At 66.7% G+C, this 18,421-nt stretch carries 15 protein-coding genes; 8 read left to right on the top strand and 7 right to left on the bottom strand.

The genetic code is table 11. From position 1 onward, the window contains the following. Positions 1-246: 246 nt before the first annotated feature. Together pdxY and GIW57_RS22210 are read left to right on the top strand one after the other, a co-directional pair. Complete coding sequence (pdxY, locus tag GIW57_RS22215; RefSeq protein WP_191078970.1) at positions 247-1,155, top strand: pyridoxal kinase; 909 nt, start codon at positions 247-249, stop codon at positions 1,153-1,155. Continuing rightward, positions 1,152-2,276: a prephenate dehydrogenase gene (locus GIW57_RS22210; RefSeq protein WP_236512911.1), complete on the top strand. Its 1,125-nt coding sequence runs from the start codon at positions 1,152-1,154 to the stop codon at positions 2,274-2,276. The genes pdxY and GIW57_RS22210 overlap by 4 nt, the downstream gene beginning before the upstream one ends. A 165-nt stretch (positions 2,277-2,441) precedes the next feature. On the opposite strand, the gene GIW57_RS22205 is transcribed toward GIW57_RS22210, so the two are convergent. The 5 genes from GIW57_RS22205 to GIW57_RS22185 all read right to left on the bottom strand — a co-directional run bounded on the left by GIW57_RS22205 (position 2,442) and on the right by GIW57_RS22185 (position 6,611). Next, positions 2,442-2,636: a hypothetical protein gene (locus GIW57_RS22205; RefSeq protein ID WP_088101408.1), complete on the bottom strand. Its 195-nt coding sequence runs from the start codon at positions 2,634-2,636 to the stop codon at positions 2,442-2,444. Positions 2,637-2,704: 68 nt separating this feature from the next. Next, positions 2,705-4,483, bottom strand: coding sequence for an ABC transporter transmembrane domain-containing protein (locus GIW57_RS22200; RefSeq protein ID WP_236512909.1), 1,779 nt, complete (start codon positions 4,481-4,483; stop codon positions 2,705-2,707). Continuing rightward, on the bottom strand, positions 4,476-5,072 hold the full coding sequence (locus tag GIW57_RS22195) for a YigZ family protein (protein WP_100464996.1): 597 nt from the start codon (positions 5,070-5,072) through the stop codon (positions 4,476-4,478). The genes GIW57_RS22200 and GIW57_RS22195 overlap by 8 nt, the downstream gene beginning before the upstream one ends. A 34-nt stretch (positions 5,073-5,106) precedes the next feature. After that, on the bottom strand, positions 5,107-6,096 hold the full coding sequence (locus GIW57_RS22190) for a hypothetical protein (protein WP_236512908.1): 990 nt from the start codon (positions 6,094-6,096) through the stop codon (positions 5,107-5,109). Then, on the bottom strand, positions 6,093-6,611 hold the full coding sequence (locus tag GIW57_RS22185) for an RNA polymerase sigma factor (RefSeq protein ID WP_236512912.1): 519 nt from the start codon (positions 6,609-6,611) through the stop codon (positions 6,093-6,095). Before GIW57_RS22185 ends, GIW57_RS22190 begins: the two co-directional genes overlap by 4 nt. 247 nt (positions 6,612-6,858) lie before the next feature. Here GIW57_RS22185 and GIW57_RS22180 point away from each other — a divergent pair, with 247 nt between their 5' ends. Then, a complete protein-coding gene (locus GIW57_RS22180) occupies positions 6,859-9,705 on the top strand; it encodes an EAL domain-containing protein (protein WP_100465007.1) in 2,847 nt (948 codons plus the stop codon). A 19-nt stretch (positions 9,706-9,724) separates the two neighbouring features. Here GIW57_RS22180 and GIW57_RS22175 read toward each other — a convergent pair whose 3' ends face one another. Both GIW57_RS22175 and GIW57_RS22170 read right to left on the bottom strand, forming a co-directional pair. Beyond that, positions 9,725-10,318, bottom strand: a complete 594-nt coding sequence (locus tag GIW57_RS22175; RefSeq protein ID WP_025875132.1) for a TIGR00730 family Rossman fold protein — start codon at positions 10,316-10,318, stop codon at positions 9,725-9,727. A gap of 201 nt (positions 10,319-10,519) precedes the next feature. Beyond that, complete coding sequence (locus GIW57_RS22170) at positions 10,520-12,016, bottom strand: aminotransferase class III-fold pyridoxal phosphate-dependent enzyme (protein WP_236512906.1); 1,497 nt, start codon at positions 12,014-12,016, stop codon at positions 10,520-10,522. 246 nt (positions 12,017-12,262) lie between these two features. Between GIW57_RS22170 and queA the strand changes: the two genes are divergently transcribed. The 5 genes from queA to secF all read left to right on the top strand — a co-directional run bounded on the left by queA (position 12,263) and on the right by secF (position 17,957). Next, positions 12,263-13,294, top strand: a complete 1,032-nt coding sequence (gene queA / locus GIW57_RS22165) for a tRNA preQ1(34) S-adenosylmethionine ribosyltransferase-isomerase QueA (RefSeq protein ID WP_100465721.1) — start codon at positions 12,263-12,265, stop codon at positions 13,292-13,294. Between the two features lie 137 nt (positions 13,295-13,431). Further along, positions 13,432-14,562, top strand: coding sequence for a tRNA guanosine(34) transglycosylase Tgt (gene tgt, locus GIW57_RS22160; RefSeq protein WP_100465014.1), 1,131 nt, complete (start codon positions 13,432-13,434; stop codon positions 14,560-14,562). Positions 14,563-14,698: 136 nt separating this feature from the next. After that, entirely contained in the window at positions 14,699-15,043 is a 345-nt protein-coding gene (gene yajC, locus GIW57_RS22155) for a preprotein translocase subunit YajC (RefSeq protein ID WP_089240484.1), read from the top strand. A 61-nt stretch (positions 15,044-15,104) separates the two neighbouring features. Next, positions 15,105-16,961: a protein translocase subunit SecD gene (gene secD, locus GIW57_RS22150; protein ID WP_162292008.1), complete on the top strand. Its 1,857-nt coding sequence runs from the start codon at positions 15,105-15,107 to the stop codon at positions 16,959-16,961. 15 nt (positions 16,962-16,976) lie between these two features. Next, on the top strand, positions 16,977-17,957 hold the full coding sequence (gene secF, locus GIW57_RS22145; RefSeq protein ID WP_100465019.1) for a protein translocase subunit SecF: 981 nt from the start codon (positions 16,977-16,979) through the stop codon (positions 17,955-17,957). Positions 17,958-18,421: the final 464 nt, after the last annotated feature.

Genomic DNA, 18,421 nt, shown 5'->3' with positions numbered 1-18,421 from the left:
GGTGTGGATCTACTGCTCGCGGGGAACTGTCGAAGGCGGGGCACTGTGGGGTTGCGGGGGGTGAGCGGCATGGATGCCGCGGCCAAGCCTCCATGGACGGATTCACGGCGTCCCCGCAAACCCACAGTGCCCCGCCATTCCTCGGAGTGCCGCTGTTGCTGTTGCCTCGGCTTTGGCTGTGGCTGTTGCCTCTGCAGGTGCAGGGCGCAGCCCTGCCGAAAACGTCCTTGGGCGTAGAATGCGGGCATGAGCGAATCCCTCGACAACCACCTGGTCCACGGCCGCCGCCAGCGGCCCGACGGCCCTTCGCCGATCGATGTCATTTCGGTCCAATCACAACTGGTCTACGGCCATGCCGGCAACAGCGCCGCGCTGCCCCCGATGCGCGCGCTTGGCGTGCGCGTGGCCTCGATCCCGACCACGCTGCTGAGCAATGCGCCGTTCTACGAGACCACCCGTGGCCGTGTGCTGCCCAGTGACTGGTTCGCCGACCTGCTGCTCGGCACGCGCGAGCGTGGTCTTCCGCAACGGGCGAAGATGCTGGTCTCCGGCTACTTCGGCAGCGCCGCCAATGGTGCCGCGTTTGCTGATTGGCTGGACGAGATCCTGCCGGCATGCCCGCAGCTTCGCTACTGCCTGGACCCGGTGATCGGCGATACCCACACCGGTCCCTACGTGGAGCCAGGCCTGGAAGCGATCTTCGCTGAACGCTTGCTGCCGCATGCCTGGCTGGTCACCCCCAATGCCTTCGAACTCGGGCGACTGACCGGCATGCCGGCGCTGGTCGAAGCCGATGCCATCGCCGCCTCGCGCGCGTTGCTGGCACGGGGGCCGCAGTGGGTGCTGGCACACAGTGTCGGCGGCAATCCGGGCGAGCTGGTGACGCTGGCTGTGGGTCGTGAGGAAACCTGGCGCTGGACCTCGCCGCTGCTGCCGGTCGATGTGGCAGGTACCGGCGATGTGCTGATGTCGCTGATGGTGTCTTTCCTGCTGCGCGGTGAGCCGATGCAGATGGCCATCTCGCGCGCCATCGCCGGCACCCATGCGGCGTTGGAGGCGACCCTGGCCCATGGTTTCGAAGAATTCGACGTGATCGCGGCCGCACCAGCGGCGTTGGCCGACGGGATGCGCTTCCGCGCCGAACGGCTGGCATGAGCGAGCTGCACGAACGCACGCCGCGCACGGTCGGCATCGTCGGCAGTGCCGGCGCCTATGGGCGCTGGCTGACCCGCTTCTTCGAACAGCACATGCAGGTGCAGGTGATCGGCCACGATCCGGCTGATCCGGGCTCGCATGCGCCGGAGCAGCTGCTGGAACAGGCCGATGTGCTGGTGTTCTCCGCACCCATCCGGCACACGTCCGCATTGATTGCCGAATACACGCGCCTGTCGGCTGGCCGCGAGCAGGAACGCTTGTGGCTGGATGTGACCTCGGTGAAGGAAGCGCCGGTGCAGGCGATGCTGGCCTCGCGCGCCGAGGTGGTGGGCCTGCATCCGATGACGGCGCCGCCCAAGGCGCCGACTCTGAAAGGCCGGGTGATGGTGGTCTGCGAGGCGCGCCTGCAGCACTGGCGCCCTTGGGTCGACGCGCTGTGCCTGGCGCTGCAGGCAGAGTGCGTACGGGCCACGCCGCAGCACCATGACCAGATGATGGCGCTGGTGCAGGCGATGGTGCATGCGACCCATCTGGCCCAGGCGGGTGTGCTGCGCGAGTACCAGCCGCAGTTGGGCACGCTGGCGGCGATGCTGCCGTATCGATCAGCTTCGTTCGAACTGGATACGGCGATCATTTCGCGCATCCTGTCGTTGAATCCGGCGATCTACGAAGACATCCAGTTCGGCAATCCCTATGTGGCACCAATGCTGCAACGCTTGATCGGCCAGCTGCAGACGCTGCAGGCGCAGGTCGGGCAGGGCGACGATGCCGCGCGCGGCGCATTCCGCGAACACCTGCTTGGGGCCAACAGGAGTGCCTTCGGCGATCAGGCGCTGGCTGCGGGGAATTACACCTTCGAGCGCGTCGGCTATCTGCTGGCCGACCTGACCGAGCGCAACGCACTGTCGGTGCATCTGCCTGAAGACCGCGCGGGTTCCTTGCGCGAACTGCTCAACGTGTTCGAGCAGCATGGCATCAGCCTGGCCTCGATCCATTCCTCGCGCACGCCCGCCGGCGAAGTACATTTCCGTATCGGCTTTGTGGCAGGCAGCGAGCCGGGAGCCATTGCTGCAGCGGCAGCCGAGGTGGATGCCAGCGGGATCGGCCGGGTGCTCGCGTAGCGCCATTCATCCACAGGGCGTGTGGATGGCTTCTGCGCAAACATGTGGATAACCGGCTGCAGGCCTTGGCGGGCAAGGCTGTCAAGATGGTTGGTCAAAAAATGACCAACCTTTTTGTTGGAGCCAACGGTGGAGCGGAGCCTGGCTCGGCGCTACAGCGGACCGCTAGATCGACAACCTGACTTCACCACCGCTGGTGGTGAACTCGCGGCCGTTGCGCACCAGCTGGCGACCGTCGTCGAGTTCATAACGCGGCGTCGTCTCGGAGCCATGCCCGCTGCCGCTGGCCTCGGGCTTGAACTCGATGATGATGTGGCTTTCGCCATTGCTGTCGACAGCAGGGAACTGACGGAACGACATGATTGACCTCCTTCAGTGGTTCTTTGCAACGCTGTCAGAGTGATCCGACCGGTGTTAGCCGGCCGTCATCAATCGATGAACTGCAGGCGTGCAAGCTCGGCATACAGGCCGCCTTCAGCCAGCAGCTCCGCATGCGTGCCCTCGGCCACGATGCGGCCATGATCCATCACCACGATGCGGTCGGCCTTCAGCACGGTCGCCAGCCGGTGGGCGATGACCACCGTGGTGCGCCCGGCCATCAATCGTTCCAGTGCCTGCTGCACGCCATGCTCGCTCTGCGCGTCCAGAGCACTGGTGGCTTCGTCGAGCAGCAGGATCGGTGCGTCCTTCAGCAAGGCACGGGCGATCGCCACGCGCTGCTGCTGGCCACCGGACAGGCGGGCACCGCGCTCGCCGAGTTCGCTGTCGTAGCCCTCCGGCAGCGCACGCAGGAAGACGTCGGCCTCAGCGGCGCGGGCTGCATCTTCCACCTCGGCGTCGCTGGCCTCCAGCCGGCCATAGCGGATGTTGTCGCGTGCGCTGGCGGCGAACAACGTCGGCTGCTGCGGCACAAGCGCAAGCTGCCCGCGAAGCTCAGCCGGATCGACCTCGCGCACGTCGATGCCGTCCACGCAGATGCGGCCGGCGGCCGGATCGTGGAAGCGCAGCAGCATCGACAGCACCGTGCTCTTGCCGGCGCCTGACGGGCCGACCAGAGCGACGGTTTCACCCGGTCGCACGTGCAGGTTGAAATGGTCCAGTGCGGCCTGGTCCGGTCGCTGCGGGTAGTTGAACACCACGTCGTCGAAGTGGATTTCGCCACGCAGCGGCTGCGGCAGCGCACGCGGCGTGGCCGGCGCACGGATCTCGATGTCTTCCTGCAGCAGCTCGCCGATGCGGCCCATGCCGCCGGACGCGCGCTGCAGTTCGTTCCACACTTCGGCCAGCGCACCGACCGAGCCGCCGCCGATCAGTGCGTACAGCACGAACTGGCCCAGCGTACCGGCGCTGAGGCGCCCGTCGATGACGTCGTGCGCGCCCAGCCACAACACACCGACAATCGCGCCGAACACCAGCAGGATGGCGCTGGCGGTGACCAGCGACTGCGCACCGATGCGCCGACGCGCGGCACGGATCGCATCGCCCAGCGCATGGTCGAAACGGCCGCGCTCATAGGGCTCGCGGGCATGCGCCTGCACGGTGCGCACCGCGCCCAGCGTTTCGCTGGCCAGGCTGTTGGCATCGGCGATGCGGTCCTGGCTGCTGCGCGCGATGGTGCGCAGCTTGCGTGCGCCGATGATGATCGGCAGCACTGCCAGCGGGATGCCGAGCAGCGACCAGGCGGCCAACCGCGGGCTGGTGACGAACAGCATCGCCAGGCTGCCAACCACGGTGACGCTGCTGCGCAGCGCCACGGACATGGTCGAGCCGACCACGCTGCGCAGCAGTTCACTGTCGGCGGTCAGGCGCGAAACCAGTTCGCCGCTGCGGCTGCGGTCGTGGAAGCCGGCGCCGAGCTGGATCAGGTGCGCGTAGAGACGGCTGCGCAGATCCGCCACAACCTTCTCGCCGAGCAACGAAACAAAGTAGAAACGCGCGGCCGTCGCCAACGCCAGCACCACCGCGACCAGCATCAGCAGCGCAAAGGCACGGTTGATCTGGCCACCGCTGCTGAAGCCGTGGTCGATCATCTGCTTCACGGCCGGCGGCAGGCTCAGCGTCGCCGCCGAAGAAACGGCCAGGGCCAGCAGCCAGGCGCTGAACAAGCCGCTGTGGCGGCGCACGAACGGCCACAGCGTGCGCAGGCTGCCGAGGCGGCGCAGCGGCGGGGAAGCCGGATCTGTGGCCGGTGCGTCCTTGTCAGTCATCGAGGAGGTCATCTTGGATACGGATACGATCACGGGTGGCGTCGCGCAGGCGGATTTTCAATGCGGCGACCTGGTCTGCGGGCAATTCGACCCGCAATCTCACGCCATTGGCATCGAACTGTTCATCGCGCTTCTCGGCGGCATGGGCGGGCAGGGCAGCGTGCAGCGCGCCCAGGTCCTCGAATCCAGCCACCAGCTGCAGCCGCGCCATCGCCACCAAGGGCAGGCGCGGTGCGGTGCGCAGGCATTCGGCAGCGGCGCCGCCGTACGCGCGGACCAGGCCACCGGCGCCCAGCTTGATGCCCCCGAACCAGCGGGTGACCACCACCATCACCCGATCGAATCCCTGGCCATCAATGGCTGCCAGGATCGGCCGGCCAGCGGTGCCGGCCGGTTCGCCATCGTCGCTGGAGCGATAGTCCTGGCCGTGCCGGTAGGCCCAGCAGTTGTGGGTCGCATCGGCCACGGCCACCTCCTGCAGAAATGCCAGCGCAGCAGACGTACCCTCGATCGGCGCGGCATGCGCGATGAAGCGGCTGTGCTTGACGTCCAGGGTGTGGCTGACCGGTTGAGCGAGGGTGTCGGGCATTCCCTTCATTCTACGGGCTTGCCGCCGACGTGCTTCAGTCGTCCAGCAATGGCCGCACATCCTTTGGCAGGCGCGCCTCTGGATAGGTCTGCAGATAACGCTCCAGGCTCGCCCGGGCCAGGTCGCGCTGGCCGGCATCGCGACGCTCGCGGATCTTCTGCAGCCATTGCCGGCGGGGCAGCCCGGCATCTGCCTGCACTTCGGCCTGCACGGCCTCCGCACTGAGGCCTGCATCACTGGCGCGGCGCATGACGCCAGGTGCGGTTCGGCCGGCCGCATCCTGCTTGGCCGCAGTGAGCGCGATGCGGTCTTCGGCGATGGCTTGCGCGGAGGTCATTGATTCCGCCGTTGCCGCAGTGGCCTTGCGCGCCCTCATCGCGGCGGCAGGAGCCGCAGGTGCGGCTGCCGGCGCAGGCGCAGGCGCCGAATAGGCTTCCGGTGCGGGTGGCGCTGCAGCAGGCATCGGCGGCGAGGCAAAGGCGGTGTCGGCTGCGGGCGTAGGTGGCGGTGCCGGCGCCATCATCGGGGCAGGCAACTGCCGAGGTGCGGCGGGCGCGGGTTTCGGCACGTCTGCGATGGCCGCTGCCGAAGCAGGTGCTGCCTCAGCGGCCGCAGGTGCTGCTGTTGGTGCAGGTACCGGTTCGGTGGCTGCGACATCAGCGGCCGCGCTGTCGTAGGCCATGCCTTCGGCGTTCGCATCGGCCGCCATTTCCTGTGCAGCCGGCGCGGTGGCAACCGCCTCCGCAGGGGCCGGCGGCGGCTCTGGACGCATCTGCCAGGCAATGCCCACGGCGAACACCGTGGATGCGGCCACGCCGAATACGGCCGGCCAGCGGCGGCGTGGGCGCAGCGTGCGCGGTGCCGCCGGCAGCGGAGTCGCCTCAGAGGCCGGCGCCTCCACGGCCGCACGCGCAGCGGCCAGGATCGCCGCGTCCAGCGCCGGCGGAGGGCCCTGTTCGGCGCGGCGTCCAAGCAGGCGTGCCAGTTCGCGTTCTTCCGGGGTCAGGGGATCGTCTCGGTTCATGCGTTCAGTCCCGCACGCAGCTTGTCCATCGCATAGCGCAGCCGCGATTTCACGGTTTCCCGGCCAACGCCGGTGATCTGGCCGATCTCCTCCAGGCTCAGTTCCTGTTCCAGCCGCAGCTGCAGCACTTCGCGCTGTTCTGCGGGCAGCTCTTCCATCGCCAGTTGGATGCGGCGACGTTGTTCGAATTCGGACAGTTCCGCTTCCGGGGTCTGCCCTTCCTCCAGCGCGGCCAGGCGCAGATCGGCATCGGCCGGTGCAGGGGGGCGATGGCGGGCGGCGCGCCAGTGGTCGTTCAGGCGGTTGTGGGCGATGCGGAACAGCCAGGTGCTGAAGGCCGCGTCAGCCTGCCAGCCTGCCCGTGCGCTGATCACCCGTTGCCAGACGTCCTGGAACATCTCCTCGGCCAGCGCGGTGTCGCGCAGCTGCCGCAGCAGGAAGCCGAACAGGCGCTTGCGATGACGTGCATACAGGCTTTCGAACGCGTGCACGTCACCGGCTGCCCAGGCCAGCATCAAGGCTTCATCGGTTGGCAGGGCGCTGGCATCCACGCCGTACAGGGTAAGCCCTGGAGGCGGTGGCGCATAGCCGGCGATGGCGTGGGACTGGGCGACGGTCACGGCGGGAATCAGGAGAGGATCGACAGGAAAAACGCCCGACGGCACGTTTCGGGGTTACCGGGCTTCCATTGCCCCCCGGGTGGCGCGTTATGCTCGGTAATTCAGGGGAGGCGGCGCTCAGGCGGCGCCAAGAGAACGTCATTTGTCCACCGAAGCCGACCGCGCGCTGGAAGCGTCACACAACGAGCCTGTGCTGAGCGCGGCGCTGGTGCGCGCGCTGCATGCGCTGCTGCCGGAAACGGCGGTCGTGCGCGTCGGTTGGGACGATCCGCAGCTCGGCAGCGGGCAGGGCGGTTGGCCGATCGGTGGCAGCGGCGAGGACGTCTGGCAGCCGCTGGCCGACCCTGCCGAAGGCCGCCACGGCTGGGAGTACGACGGCGCCCGGCTGCTGCTGTCGGTGCGCGGGGCGACACCCTCTCCGGCCTGGTGGGGGCTGGCCCGGCAGGCGATGGAACTGGCCTTGCAGCGCGACCGCCAGGCGGGTCAGATCAAGGCGCTGGAACAGGCCGAACGGTTGCAGCAGGCCTTGTTCCAGATTGCCGACCTGGCCGGTGCCGACCTGGAAATGGGCGAGATGCTGCGCCACGTGCATGGCGTGCTGGGCACGCTGATGTATGCGCAGAACTGCTACATCGTCGAGTATGACGATGTCCGCCGGCAGATCCGCTTCCTGTACTTCGCCGACCAGGTCGATGACTTCGTTGCCGATCCTGCACAGAGCTACGACATCGACCAGATGCCGCGCAGCCTGACCGTGGCGTTGCTGCGGCATGGCCGGCCGCTGAGCGGACCTTCGCGCGAACTGCTGGCGCGGGTAGACCAGGAGCACGACCCGCAACGCGGCCCGGAAAGCCTGGACTGGCTGGGCGTGCCGATGCTGCGCGATGGCCGCGTGTGCGGTGCGATCGTGGTGCAGAGTTACGAGCACGCCGACCGCTACGGCGAAGCCGAACGGGCGCTGCTGGGTTTTGTCGCCCAGCACGTGCAGACCGCCATGGATCGTCGCCAGGCGCAGGTGCGGCTGGAGCAGCAGGTGGAACGGCGCACGCAGGAGCTGCAGCGCGCCAATCTGAGCCTGCAGGATGAAGTGGCCGAGCGCCGCCGTGCCGAGCAGCTGCAGACCGCGCTGTACAACATCGCCGAAATGGCGATGTCGGCCGACAGCCTGGCGCAGTTCTACGGGCAGGTCCACGGCGTGGTCGGGCGCTTGCTGGATGCACGCAACTTCTACATCGCGCTGGTCAATGCCGAGAGCGATGGGCTGGATTTCGTCTATTCGGTAGACGAGCACAACGCGAGTCGTGCACCGCGCGCGTTCAGTCGCGGCCTGACCGAATATGTGGTCCGTCATCGGCGCCCCCTGCTGGCCTCGCGTGCACAGATCGATGCGCTGCTGGAAACCGGCGAGGTACGCGAATCCGGTGCACGTTCGCAGTGCTGGCTCGGTGTGCCGCTGCTGCGCGACGACGAAGTGGTCGGTGCGATCGTGGTGCAGAGCTACACCGAGCAGATCGCCTTCAGTGTGCATGACCAGCGCCTGCTGATTTTCGTCGCACAGAACATCGGCACCGGTCTTGCGCGCCAGCGCGACCAGCAGCGCCTGCGCTCGGCGCATGCCGAGCTGGAAAAACGGGTGGAAGAGCGCACCCGCGAACTGGGCGAGGTCAACGAAAAGCTGCTGGGCCAGATCGGCGAACGCCTGCGCGCCGAGCAGCGCCTCACCCACCAGGCCATGCACGACGCGTTGACCGGGCTGCCCAATCGCCTGCACCTGCTGGACAGGCTGCAGGATGCGCTGGCGCTGGCCCGGCGCGAGGGCGGCCCGGTGTTCGCGGTGCTGTTCCTGGACCTTGACCGCTTCAAGCTGGTCAACGACAGCATCGGCCACGCCGCAGGCGATCGCATGCTGGTGGAAGTGGCCAAGCGCATCGTATCCATGGCAGGTGACAACGACGTGGTGGCGCGCCTCGGCGGCGATGAGTTCGCCGTGCTGCTGCAATGCCCGGACGGGCTGGCGCAGGCCCTGGATTTCGGCCAGCGGTTGTTGTTGGCACTGCAGGAGTCGATGTGGATCGCCGGTCGCGAGCTGTTTCCCTCCGGCAGCCTCGGCATCGCCCTGTGGAACCCGCGCTATCGAACCGGCGAGGAGCTGTTGCGCGACGCCGATGCGGCGATGTACCGGGCCAAGGCCCAGGGCCACGACCGCTGCTCTATCTTCGATGAGGAGATGCGCGAGCAGGCGCTGCGCAGTCTGGATCTTGAGGCTGACCTGCGGCGGGCGATCAACAACCGTGATTTCGTGCCGTTCTACCAGCCGATCGTGCGCCTGTCCGATGGCGAAGTGGTCGGCCACGAGGCCCTGCTGCGCTGGAAGCATGAGCGCCGCGGCCTGCTGCTGCCGGGCGCATTCCTGGAACTGGGCGAGGAAAGTGGCCTGATCGAACAGGTCGACTGGCTGATCTATGAGCAGGTCATTGCCGGCCTTGCCGACGGCGGGCGTGGCTATGTTTCGGTGAACGTGTCGCCACGGCATTTCCGCTCCGCCGAGTTCAGCGGACGGCTGTATGGCTTGCTGGAGGCGTGCAACGCGGACCCACAGCGGCTGCGCCTGGAAATCACCGAGGTCGCGCTGCTCGACGATGGTCCGCATACGCTGCACATCCTCAAGGGCCTGCGCGAACGCGGCATCCAGGTGCAGCTGGATGATTTCGGTACCGGCTTCTCGGCGCTGTCCTACCTGCATCGCTTCCCGATCAGCACGTTGAAGATCGACCAGAGCTTCATTGCCGGCCTGCACGGGCCGGAGGCGCAGAGTACGCGCGCGCTGGTGGAGGGCGTGCTGTCACTGGCGCGCACGCTGGGCATCGAGACCATTGGCGAAGGCATCGAGACCGAGGCGCAGCGTGACACGCTGTTTGAGCTCGGCTGCGACTACGGCCAGGGTTACCTGCTGGGTCGGCCGGCACCGTGGACGCGCGCGGCGGCCTGAGCCACCGCGCACGCAGTCTTCAACGCAGCGCCGCGCGGCGCTTCTCGTCGATCCACTTCGAGGCCTGGGCCGGCTGGTAGTTCTTCATCCAAGCCAGCATCTCTTCGATGTCCGAGCCGTACCACAGGTCCTGGCGCTGCTCGGGGTGCAGGAAGCGCTCTTCCACCATGCGATCGATCATGCCGATCAGCGGCGCGTAGAAGCCGTCCACGTCGAGGAACGCACAGGGCTTGTTGCCGATGCCGAGCTGGCGCCAGGTCAGCATCTCGAAGATTTCTTCCATGGTGCCGAAGCCGCCGGGCAGGGCGACGAAGCCATCGGACAGATCGAACATGCGCGACTTGCGCTCATGCATCGAACCGACGATCTCCAGTTCGGTCAGGCCGCGATGGGCCACTTCCCAGTCGGCCAGCTGGCGCGGAATCACGCCGGTGACCTCACCGCCGGCGGCGAGCACGGCATTGGCCACGGTGCCCATCAGGCCGACATTGCCGCCGCCGTACACCAGGCGCATGCCGTCGCGGGCGATGCGGTCGCCCAGCGCAATGGCGCGTTCGGTGTAGACCGGCTTGCTGCCAGCGTTGGAACCGCAGTACACACAGATCGACTTCATGGATCTTCCTGTCTTGGCCTGAAACGAAAACGCCCCGCGGTCGACCAGTGAAGCCGGTCGCAGGGCGGGGTGTCCGGGCAATTATGAGGCCTCGCCGTTGTTCTCTGTAGCGCCGGGCCATGCCCGGCGGCATTTCGTTCAGATCACGGCCAGCCCGTCAGCCTTTCGGCCGGGCAGCGCCCGGCTCTAGAAGGTCTGCGGTTACGCAGCGGCAGCCTGCTCGCGGCGGGGCCCTTCACGCAGGGCGCGGCCCACCATACCCACCAGCAGGTCCAGCTCGCTGCTGTCCATGCCGAAGTGCGGGGTGAAGCGCAGCGAGTTCTCGCCGCCGTGGATCACGTTGATGCCGTGCTGGCGCAGCCATTCCTCGGTGGAATTGGCGCCATAGCACTTGAACTGCGGGGCCAGCTCGCAGGAGAACAGCAGGCCGGTGCCCTGCACCTTGGTGATCAGGCCGCCCAGCTCGTTCTTCAGCTGCTCCAGCTTGCGCACGGCCTCAGCACCGCGCTCGGAGATCGCCGCGCGGACCTGCGGGGTCAGCTGGGCCAAGGTGGCGCAGGCCACGTCCAGCGCACGCGGGTTGCTGGTCATGGTGTTGCCGTAGATACCCTTGCGGTACAGCTGCGCGGCGTGCTCGGTCACTGCCAGCACCGACAGCGGATACTGTGCAGCGTTCAGCGCCTTGGAATAGGTTTCCATGTCCGGCGCATCCAGGCCTTCGAAGCCCGGATAGTCGACCACCGACAGCACGCCATGGGCGCGCAGGCCAGCCTGGATCGAGTCCAGCAGCAGCAGGCTGCCATGGGCGCGGGTCAGTTCGCGGGCCAACGCATAGAACGCAGGCGGCACGGAGCGGCCCGGGTCGCCTTCGCCCATCACCGGCTCCAGGAACACAGCTTCGATGAACCAGTTGTTCTGCGCGGCATCCTCGAACACCTTGCGCAGCCCGGCCTCGTCGTACGGCGCGACGGTGATCACCGACTCCTCGCCACGGTAGCTGGCCAGGTGCTGCATGTAGGTCTTGCGGCTGGAATCGGAATACAGCGCCGGGCGGTCGGTACGGCCGTGGAAGCTGCCCTTGATGACCACCCGCTTGATCGCCGCACCGGCATGGCGCGCGCCCGGGTCGGTCTGCAGCTTGGCGTTGACGTCGGCAATGCGCGCCGCCAGGCCGACCGCTTCGGAGCCGGAATTCAGGCACATGAAGCGGGTGAACGGACAGCCGCCACGACGGTGGCCGATCTCGGCCCGCAGCGCGGTGATGAAGCGCTGCTGGGACAGGCTGGGGGTCATGATGTTGGCCATCACCTGCGGCCGTGACATTGCCTCCATGACCGCATCTGGGGTGTGGCCGAAGCCGAGCATGCCGTAGCCACCTGCGTCGTACAGCACCGCACCCTTCAAGGTGACCACCCACGGGCCGCGTGCGGCCAGCGCCACGTACGGGGTCACCGCATCATCGGCGTAGAAATTGACGAAGCCGTCCTGCATGGCATCGATCTGCGCCTGCTCATCCTGTGCCAGCAGCGGCCCCAGCTCGGCCTGCACCCGCGCGAATTCGGCGGCAGCGGCGTCAATCGCGGCAACCAGTTGCGGATGGTTGGCGGCGAGGGCGGTCAGGGTTGCGTCATCCAGGCCGTTGGTGAGGCGGGTGCCGGGCTGGGCGCGGAGGGGGGCGAGGCGTTCGATGAAGCTCATTGCAGATCTCCTGAAACGTTGGGTCGCACGGGCCTTCAAAAGCAAAACGCGCGTCTTTACGCGCGCTTGGGGCGGGCTCGTGCAGCGGACTTCCTCGTCGATGCTAGCACTTGTTTTTTTGCGCGATAACCCCGCAAAAGACTGTTGCATAGCAGCATTTTGCGCGACGTTCGAAGTCCGCTGCGCAGGCTCGCAGACGCTGGACGTACAATGCGCGCCATTGTCGACCTGTTGCCGTCCACTGCCTTGAAGAAGTCCGATTTCCATTACGACCTGCCGGCCGAACTGATCGCCCAGGCACCCTTGGCCGAACGCTCGGCGAGCCGTCTGTTGCTGGTGCCGCCGGCTCCGGCAGCCTTCACCGACCTGCAGGTGCGTGACCTGCCGTCGCTGCTGCAACCGGGCGACCTGCTGGTGTTCAACGACACCCGGGTGATCCCGGCGCGCCTGTTCGGGCAGAAGGCCAGTGGTGGCCGCGTGGAGATCCTGATCGAGCGCCTGCTCGGCGGCCAGCAGGCGCGAGCCCAGGTGGGCGCCAGCAAGTCGCCCAAGCCCGGCAGCCGGATCGCGCTGGACCCGGGTGGCGAAGCCGAAGTGCTCGGCCGCGATGGCGAGTTCTATGTGCTGCAGTTCCATGTGCCGGAGTCGCTGGAACAGTGGCTGCTGCACGCTGGCCGGCTGCCGTTGCCGCCTTACATCCAGCGCGAGCCGGGCGTGGATGACCGCGAGCGCTACCAGACCGTGTTCGCCCGCGAAGTGGGCGCGGTGGCAGCGCCGACCGCCGGCCTGCATTTCGATGAAGCGCTGCTGGCGGCACTGAAGGACAAGGGCGTGGAGTTCGGCCACGTCACCCTGCACGTGGGCGCGGGCACCTTCCAGCCGGTGCGCGCCGACGACCTGAAGGACCACGTGATGCACCGCGAGTGGCTGAACGTGGGCGCCGAGTTGGTGCAGCAGGTGCGACGCACACGTGCGGCTGGCGGCCGGGTGATCGGCGTCGGCACGACCGTGGTGCGCGCGCTGGAAAGCGCGATGCGCGATGGCGAACTGCTGCCGTTCGCCGGCGAAACGCAGATCTTCATCACCCCGGGCTACCGGATCCGCAGCGTCGACGCGATGGTGACCAACTTCCACCTGCCGGAAAGCACGCTGCTGATGATGATCTCGGCCTTCGCCGGTAAGGAGCGGGTGTTCGAGGCCTACCAGCACGCGATCAAGCAGCGTTATCGCTTCTTCAGCTACGGCGACGCGATGCTGCTGTTCCCGCAGGCGGGGTAGGGCTGAGGTGGGTAGCGCCGGGCCATGCCCGGCGTGGCGGAGTTGCGGGTCATCCGCCGGGCATGGTCCGGCGCTACCGGAGCAGAAAAGGCGGTTTTGGGAGACAATGGGCGACTATTTGCCCGAATGACCGCTCCATGTCCCGATTGCAGTTCCAGCTCCAGACCCGTGATGGCCGCGCTCGCCGTGGCCGCCTGACCTTCCCGCGTGGAACGGTGGAAACGCCGGCCTTCATGCCGGTGGGGACCTATGGCTCGGTCAAGGGCATCCTGCCGGACCAGGTACGCGCGCTGGGCGCCGAGATCATCCTCGGCAACACGTTCCACCTGTATCTGCGGCCGGGCCTGGACATCATCGCCGACCACGGCGGCCTGCACGGCTTCTGTCGCTGGGATGGCCCGATCCTGACCGACTCCGGCGGCTTCCAGGTGTTCTCGCTGGCCCACCGCCGCAAAATCACCGAGCAGGGCGTGACCTTCGCCTCGCCAACCGACGGTGCCCGCGTGTTCCTGGGGCCGGAAGAGAGCATGAAGATCCAGAAGGTGCTCGATTCGGACGTGGTGATGATCTTCGACGAGTGCACGCCGTACCCGGCCACCGAGGACGTCGCCCGCCGCTCGATGGAGCTGAGCCTGCGCTGGGCCCAGCGCAGCCGGAATGCCCATGACGAGCTCGGCAATGACGCGGCCCTGTTCGGCATCGTCCAGGGCGGGGTGCACACCGACCTGCGCAGCCGTTCGGCCGAGGCCCTGCAGGGGATCGGCTTCGACGGCTATGCCATCGGCGGCCTGGCCGTGGGTGAGCCGGAAGACGAGCGCAACGCCATGCTCGACCATCTGGACCCCGAGCTGCCCACCGACCGGCCGCGCTACCTGATGGGCGTGGGCCGCCCTGAGGACCTGGTCGAGGGTGTCGCACGTGGCGTGGACATGTTCGATTGCGTGATGCCGACCCGGAATGCGCGCAACGGCCACTATTTCACCTCGTTCGGCACCGTCCGCATCCGCAATTCACAGTACGCGCGGGACATGGACCCGATCGAGCCGGGCTGTGGCTGCGTGGCCTGCGCCGGCGGCTATACCCGCTCGTACCTGCGTCATCTGGACCGCTGCAACGAGATGCTGGCGCCGATGCTGGGCACCCAGCACAACCTCTTCTATTACGAAAAACTGATGGCCGACATCCGCGCGGCCATCGAGGCGGGAACCTTCCTGGCCTTCCGCGAGTCCTTCTACGCAGCACGCGGGGCGGTAGCGCCGCCCCTGTAAACCCGCAGCACCCCCTGCCAAACGGCCCAAGGACGAATGCCCGGGGCCGTGGCATACTTCAAGGCTGACCCAGATCCGCGGTCGACACCTCGTGCCCGTGAAACGGCCGAAGCGCCGCCCAACCAAAGGACCAACGATGAACCTGCTTGCCTTCCTGATTCCCGCCGCCCACGCCCAGGCCGCTGGCGGCCAACCGCAGGGCATGGGCCTGACCACGCTGCTGTTCCCGATCATCCTGATCGCCATCATGTACTTCCTGATGATCCGCCCGCAGATGAAGCGGCAGAAGGAGCACAAGTCCATGCTGGAGAAGATCAAGCGCGGCGACGAAGTGCTGACCAACGGCGGCATCGCCGGCAAAGTCACCGATATCGGCGACAACTTCGTCACCGTCGAAGTGGCCGAGAACGTGCGCATCCGCGTGCAGAAGGGCGCTGTCGGCAGCGTGCTGCCGACCGGCACCCTGGATTCGGCCAAGTAAGCCACTCCCTTTCTGAAGCACAACCGCGGCGCCGGGGATGGCGCCGCGCGGGACCCAAGCAATGCTCGAATTTCCACGCTGGAAGTACGTCGTCATCGTGATCGTACTGGCGCTCAGCGCGCTGTACGCACTGCCCAACATCTACCAGAAGGACCCGGCCATCCAGATCACCGCCAACCGTGGCGGCCAGATCGACGATGCGCTGCGTGACCGTGTGCTGGCCGACCTGAAGAAGGCCGGTGTCACCACGCTCGGCGCAGAGAAGGAAGGGGACAGCCTGATCGTCCGCCTGTCGGACCTGAAGTCGCAGTCCGCCGCCAGCGATGCGCTGCGTGACAGCGTGGGCGAGAACTATACGGTGGCCCTGAACCTGGCCTCGACCGTGCCGGACTGGCTGGCCAAGCTCGGCGGTCGCCCGATGGTGCTGGGCCTGGATCTGCAGGGCGGCGTGCACTTCGTGCTGCAGGTCGACCAGAAGGCCGCGCTGGACAAGCGCCTGGATGCCTACACCGAAGACGTGCGCAGCACCCTGCGTGATGCGCGCATCGCCTACCAGTCGGTCGAGCGTCGTGCCGACAACACCATCGTCGCCAACCTGAGCCCGTCGGCCGGTGAAGACGCCGGTACCCGTGCCCGCGCCGCGCTGGCCAAGGCGCAGCCGACGCTCGGCTACGACGTCAGCGGCAACCGCATCACGGTCTCCATTCCGGAAGCCGAGATCGCGCAGATCGCCAACGGCGCCATCGAGCAGAACATCAATACCCTGCGCAACCGCGTGAACCAGCTCGGCGTGTCCGAGCCGATCATCCAGCGCCAGGGTGCTGACCGCGTGGTGGTGCAGTTGCCGGGCGTGCAGGACACGGCCGAAGCCAAGCGCATGATCGGTGCCACCGCCACCCTGGAATACCGGGCAGTTGTGGAAGGCAACGCACAGGACGCCATCGCGTCGGGTCGTATCCCGCCGGAAGCCAAGGTCTACCAGCGTCGTGACAACGGCGGTCCGGTGCTGCTGAACAAGCGCGTGATCGTCACCGGTGACCAGATGGTGGCCGCGCAGGCGGTGACCGACTCCACCAGCGGCACCCCGGCAGTCAGCGTTACGCTGAACAACGTCGGTGGCCAGCGCATGTTCGACTTCACCAGCGCCAACGTGAACAAGCCGATGGCGGTGGTCTACACCGAACGCGTGCCGACCGTGACCGTGGTTGACGGCCAGGAAGTGCGTGGCTTCAAGGTCAACGAGGAAGTGATCTCGGTGGCCAACATCAACGGCGTGTTCGGCAAGAACTTCCAGACCACCGGTCTGCAGAAGAAGGAAGCCGAAGACCTGGCCAAGCTGCTGAAGTCGGGCTCGCTGGCTGCACCGATGGACTTTGTCGAAGAGCGCGTGGTCGGCCCGAGCCTGGGTGCAGAGAACGTCAAGAACGGCATCACCGCGGTGGTCTACGCGTTCATGTTCACCCTGGTGTTCTTCACCATCTACTACCGCATGTTCGGCCTGATCACCTCGATCGCGATGTTGTTCAACCTGCTGATCGTGGTGGCGGTGATGTCGCTGTTCGGCGCGACCATGACCCTGCCGGGCTTTGCCGGTCTGGCGTTGTCGGTCGGTCTGTCGGTCGACGCCAACGTGCTGATCAACGAGCGTATCCGTGAAGAGCTGCGTGCCGGCGTGCCGGGCAAGACCGCGATCGTGACCGGTTACGAGCGGGCATCGGGCACCATCCTCGACGCCAACCTGACCGGCCTGATCGTCGGTGTGGCGCTGTTCGCATTCGGTACCGGTCCGCTGAAGGGCTTCGCGCTGACCATGATCATCGGTATTTTCGCTTCCATGTTCACCGCGATTACCGTATCGCGTGCACTGGCGACGCTGATCTACGGCCGTCGCAAGAAGCTCCAGAACGTGGCCATCTGACGGGACGACACGCACATGAAACTGTTTCCGCTGCACATCCTCCCGAACGATACCAAGATCGACTTCATGCGCTGGCGCCATGTCGCGATGGTCGTCACGATCATCGTGTTCCTGGCATCGATCGGCATCATCGGCTTCAAGGGCTTCAACTACGCTCTGGACTTCACCGGCGGCACCCTGATCGAAGCCCGCTTCGAACACGCGGTGGACGTCGAGGATGTCCGCAGCAAGCTTGAGCAGAACGGCTTCGACGGCGCCCAGGTACAGAGCGTCGGTGGCAACACCGACCTGCTGATCCGCCTGGCCCCGCACGGTGAACATGCTCCGGGTACCGGTAGCGCCTCTGCCGAGGACAAGGCCACCGCTGCGGCCGTGGTCAAGGCGGTCTCTTCGGCCGACAACCAGGCCACCGTGCTGCGCAACGAGTTCGTTGGTCCGCAGATCGGCAAGGACCTGGCGATGAATGGCCTGTACGCCACCATCTTCATGCTGGCCGGCTTCCTGATCTACATCGCGGTGCGCTTCGAATGGAAGTTCGCGGTCACCGCCAGCATCGTGGCCATGTTCGACCTGATCGTGACGGTGGCCTACGTGTCGCTGCTCGGCCGTGAGTTCGACCTGACCGTGCTGGCCGGCCTGCTGTCGGTGATGGGTTTTGCGATCAACGACATCATCGTGGTGTTCGACCGTGTCCGCGAGAACTTCCGCAGCCTGCGCGTGGAGCCGATGGAAGTGCTGAACCGTTCGATCAACCAGACGCTGTCGCGTACGGTGATCACTGCGGTGATGTTCTTCCTGTCTGCGCTGGCCCTGTACCTGTACGGCGGCAGCTCGATGGAAGGCCTGGCCGAGACGCACATGATCGGTGCGGTGATCGTGGTGCTGTCCTCGATCCTGGTGGCGGTGCCGATGCTGACCGTGGGTGCCCTGCGCGTGACCAAGCAGGACCTGCTGCCCAAGGCCAAGGACATCGAAGCCCTGGAGCGTCGTCCGTAAGCCTCCGCTGCACGCAGTACACAGAGAACCCCGCGCAAGCGGGGTTTTTTGTTGGCAGGGCTTGCAGCCCTGCACCTGCTGAGGCAACAGCAACAGCAACGGCAACAGCGGGTTATCCGTGGGATGGCGGGGCGGTGTCGGAGTGCGGGGACGCCGCAAGTACGTCCCTGTAGGCTTGGCAGCCGCATCCATGCGGCTGACACCCCGCAATCCGGCACCGCCCCACCTCTGACAGATCCCCACGGCTGTGGGTAGGTGTCGACCTTGGTCGACACATCTGTCAGATATCGAAACAATTCTGGGATCAGATCCGTTTTCCTTCGGAAAACGGATCTGACCCCACGAGCCGTTCCAACAGATCGCAGGAAACTGTCGAAGGCGGGGTGGGTCCGGTTGCGGGGGTGTCCGCGGCATGGATGCCGCGGCCAAGCCCCCATGGACGGGTTCACGGCGTCCCCCGCAAC

Origin of the sequence: Stenotrophomonas sp. PA-6-5C, from assembly GCF_021605635.1 — a bacterium.
In the GTDB taxonomy this organism is placed as follows: Bacteria; Pseudomonadota; Gammaproteobacteria; order Xanthomonadales; family Xanthomonadaceae; genus Stenotrophomonas; species Stenotrophomonas lactitubi.
The sequence above is the reverse complement of the archived record's forward strand: the minus strand, read 5'-3'. Positions and strand labels throughout refer to the sequence as shown.

Coding starts and splice junctions, on each gene's coding strand:
- pdxY (WP_191078970.1), top strand. CDS start 247: ATGAGCGAATCCCTCGACAACCACCTGGTCCACGGCCGCCGCCAGCGG.
- GIW57_RS22210 (WP_236512911.1), top strand. CDS start 1,152: ATGAGCGAGCTGCACGAACGCACGCCGCGCACGGTCGGCATCGTCGGC.
- GIW57_RS22205 (WP_088101408.1), bottom strand. CDS start 2,636: ATGTCGTTCCGTCAGTTCCCTGCTGTCGACAGCAATGGCGAAAGCCAC.
- GIW57_RS22200 (WP_236512909.1), bottom strand. CDS start 4,483: ATGACTGACAAGGACGCACCGGCCACAGATCCGGCTTCCCCGCCGCTG.
- GIW57_RS22195 (WP_100464996.1), bottom strand. CDS start 5,072: ATGCCCGACACCCTCGCTCAACCGGTCAGCCACACCCTGGACGTCAAG.
- GIW57_RS22190 (WP_236512908.1), bottom strand. CDS start 6,096: ATGAACCGAGACGATCCCCTGACCCCGGAAGAACGCGAACTGGCACGC.
- GIW57_RS22185 (WP_236512912.1), bottom strand. CDS start 6,611: ATGCTGGCCTGGGCAGCCGGTGACGTGCACGCGTTCGAAAGCCTGTAT.
- GIW57_RS22175 (WP_025875132.1), bottom strand. CDS start 10,318: ATGAAGTCGATCTGTGTGTACTGCGGTTCCAACGCTGGCAGCAAGCCG.
- GIW57_RS22170 (WP_236512906.1), bottom strand. CDS start 12,016: ATGAGCTTCATCGAACGCCTCGCCCCCCTCCGCGCCCAGCCCGGCACC.
- tgt (WP_100465014.1), top strand. CDS start 13,432: ATGTCCCGATTGCAGTTCCAGCTCCAGACCCGTGATGGCCGCGCTCGC.
- yajC (WP_089240484.1), top strand. CDS start 14,699: ATGAACCTGCTTGCCTTCCTGATTCCCGCCGCCCACGCCCAGGCCGCT.
- secD (WP_162292008.1), top strand. CDS start 15,105: ATGCTCGAATTTCCACGCTGGAAGTACGTCGTCATCGTGATCGTACTG.
- secF (WP_100465019.1), top strand. CDS start 16,977: ATGAAACTGTTTCCGCTGCACATCCTCCCGAACGATACCAAGATCGAC.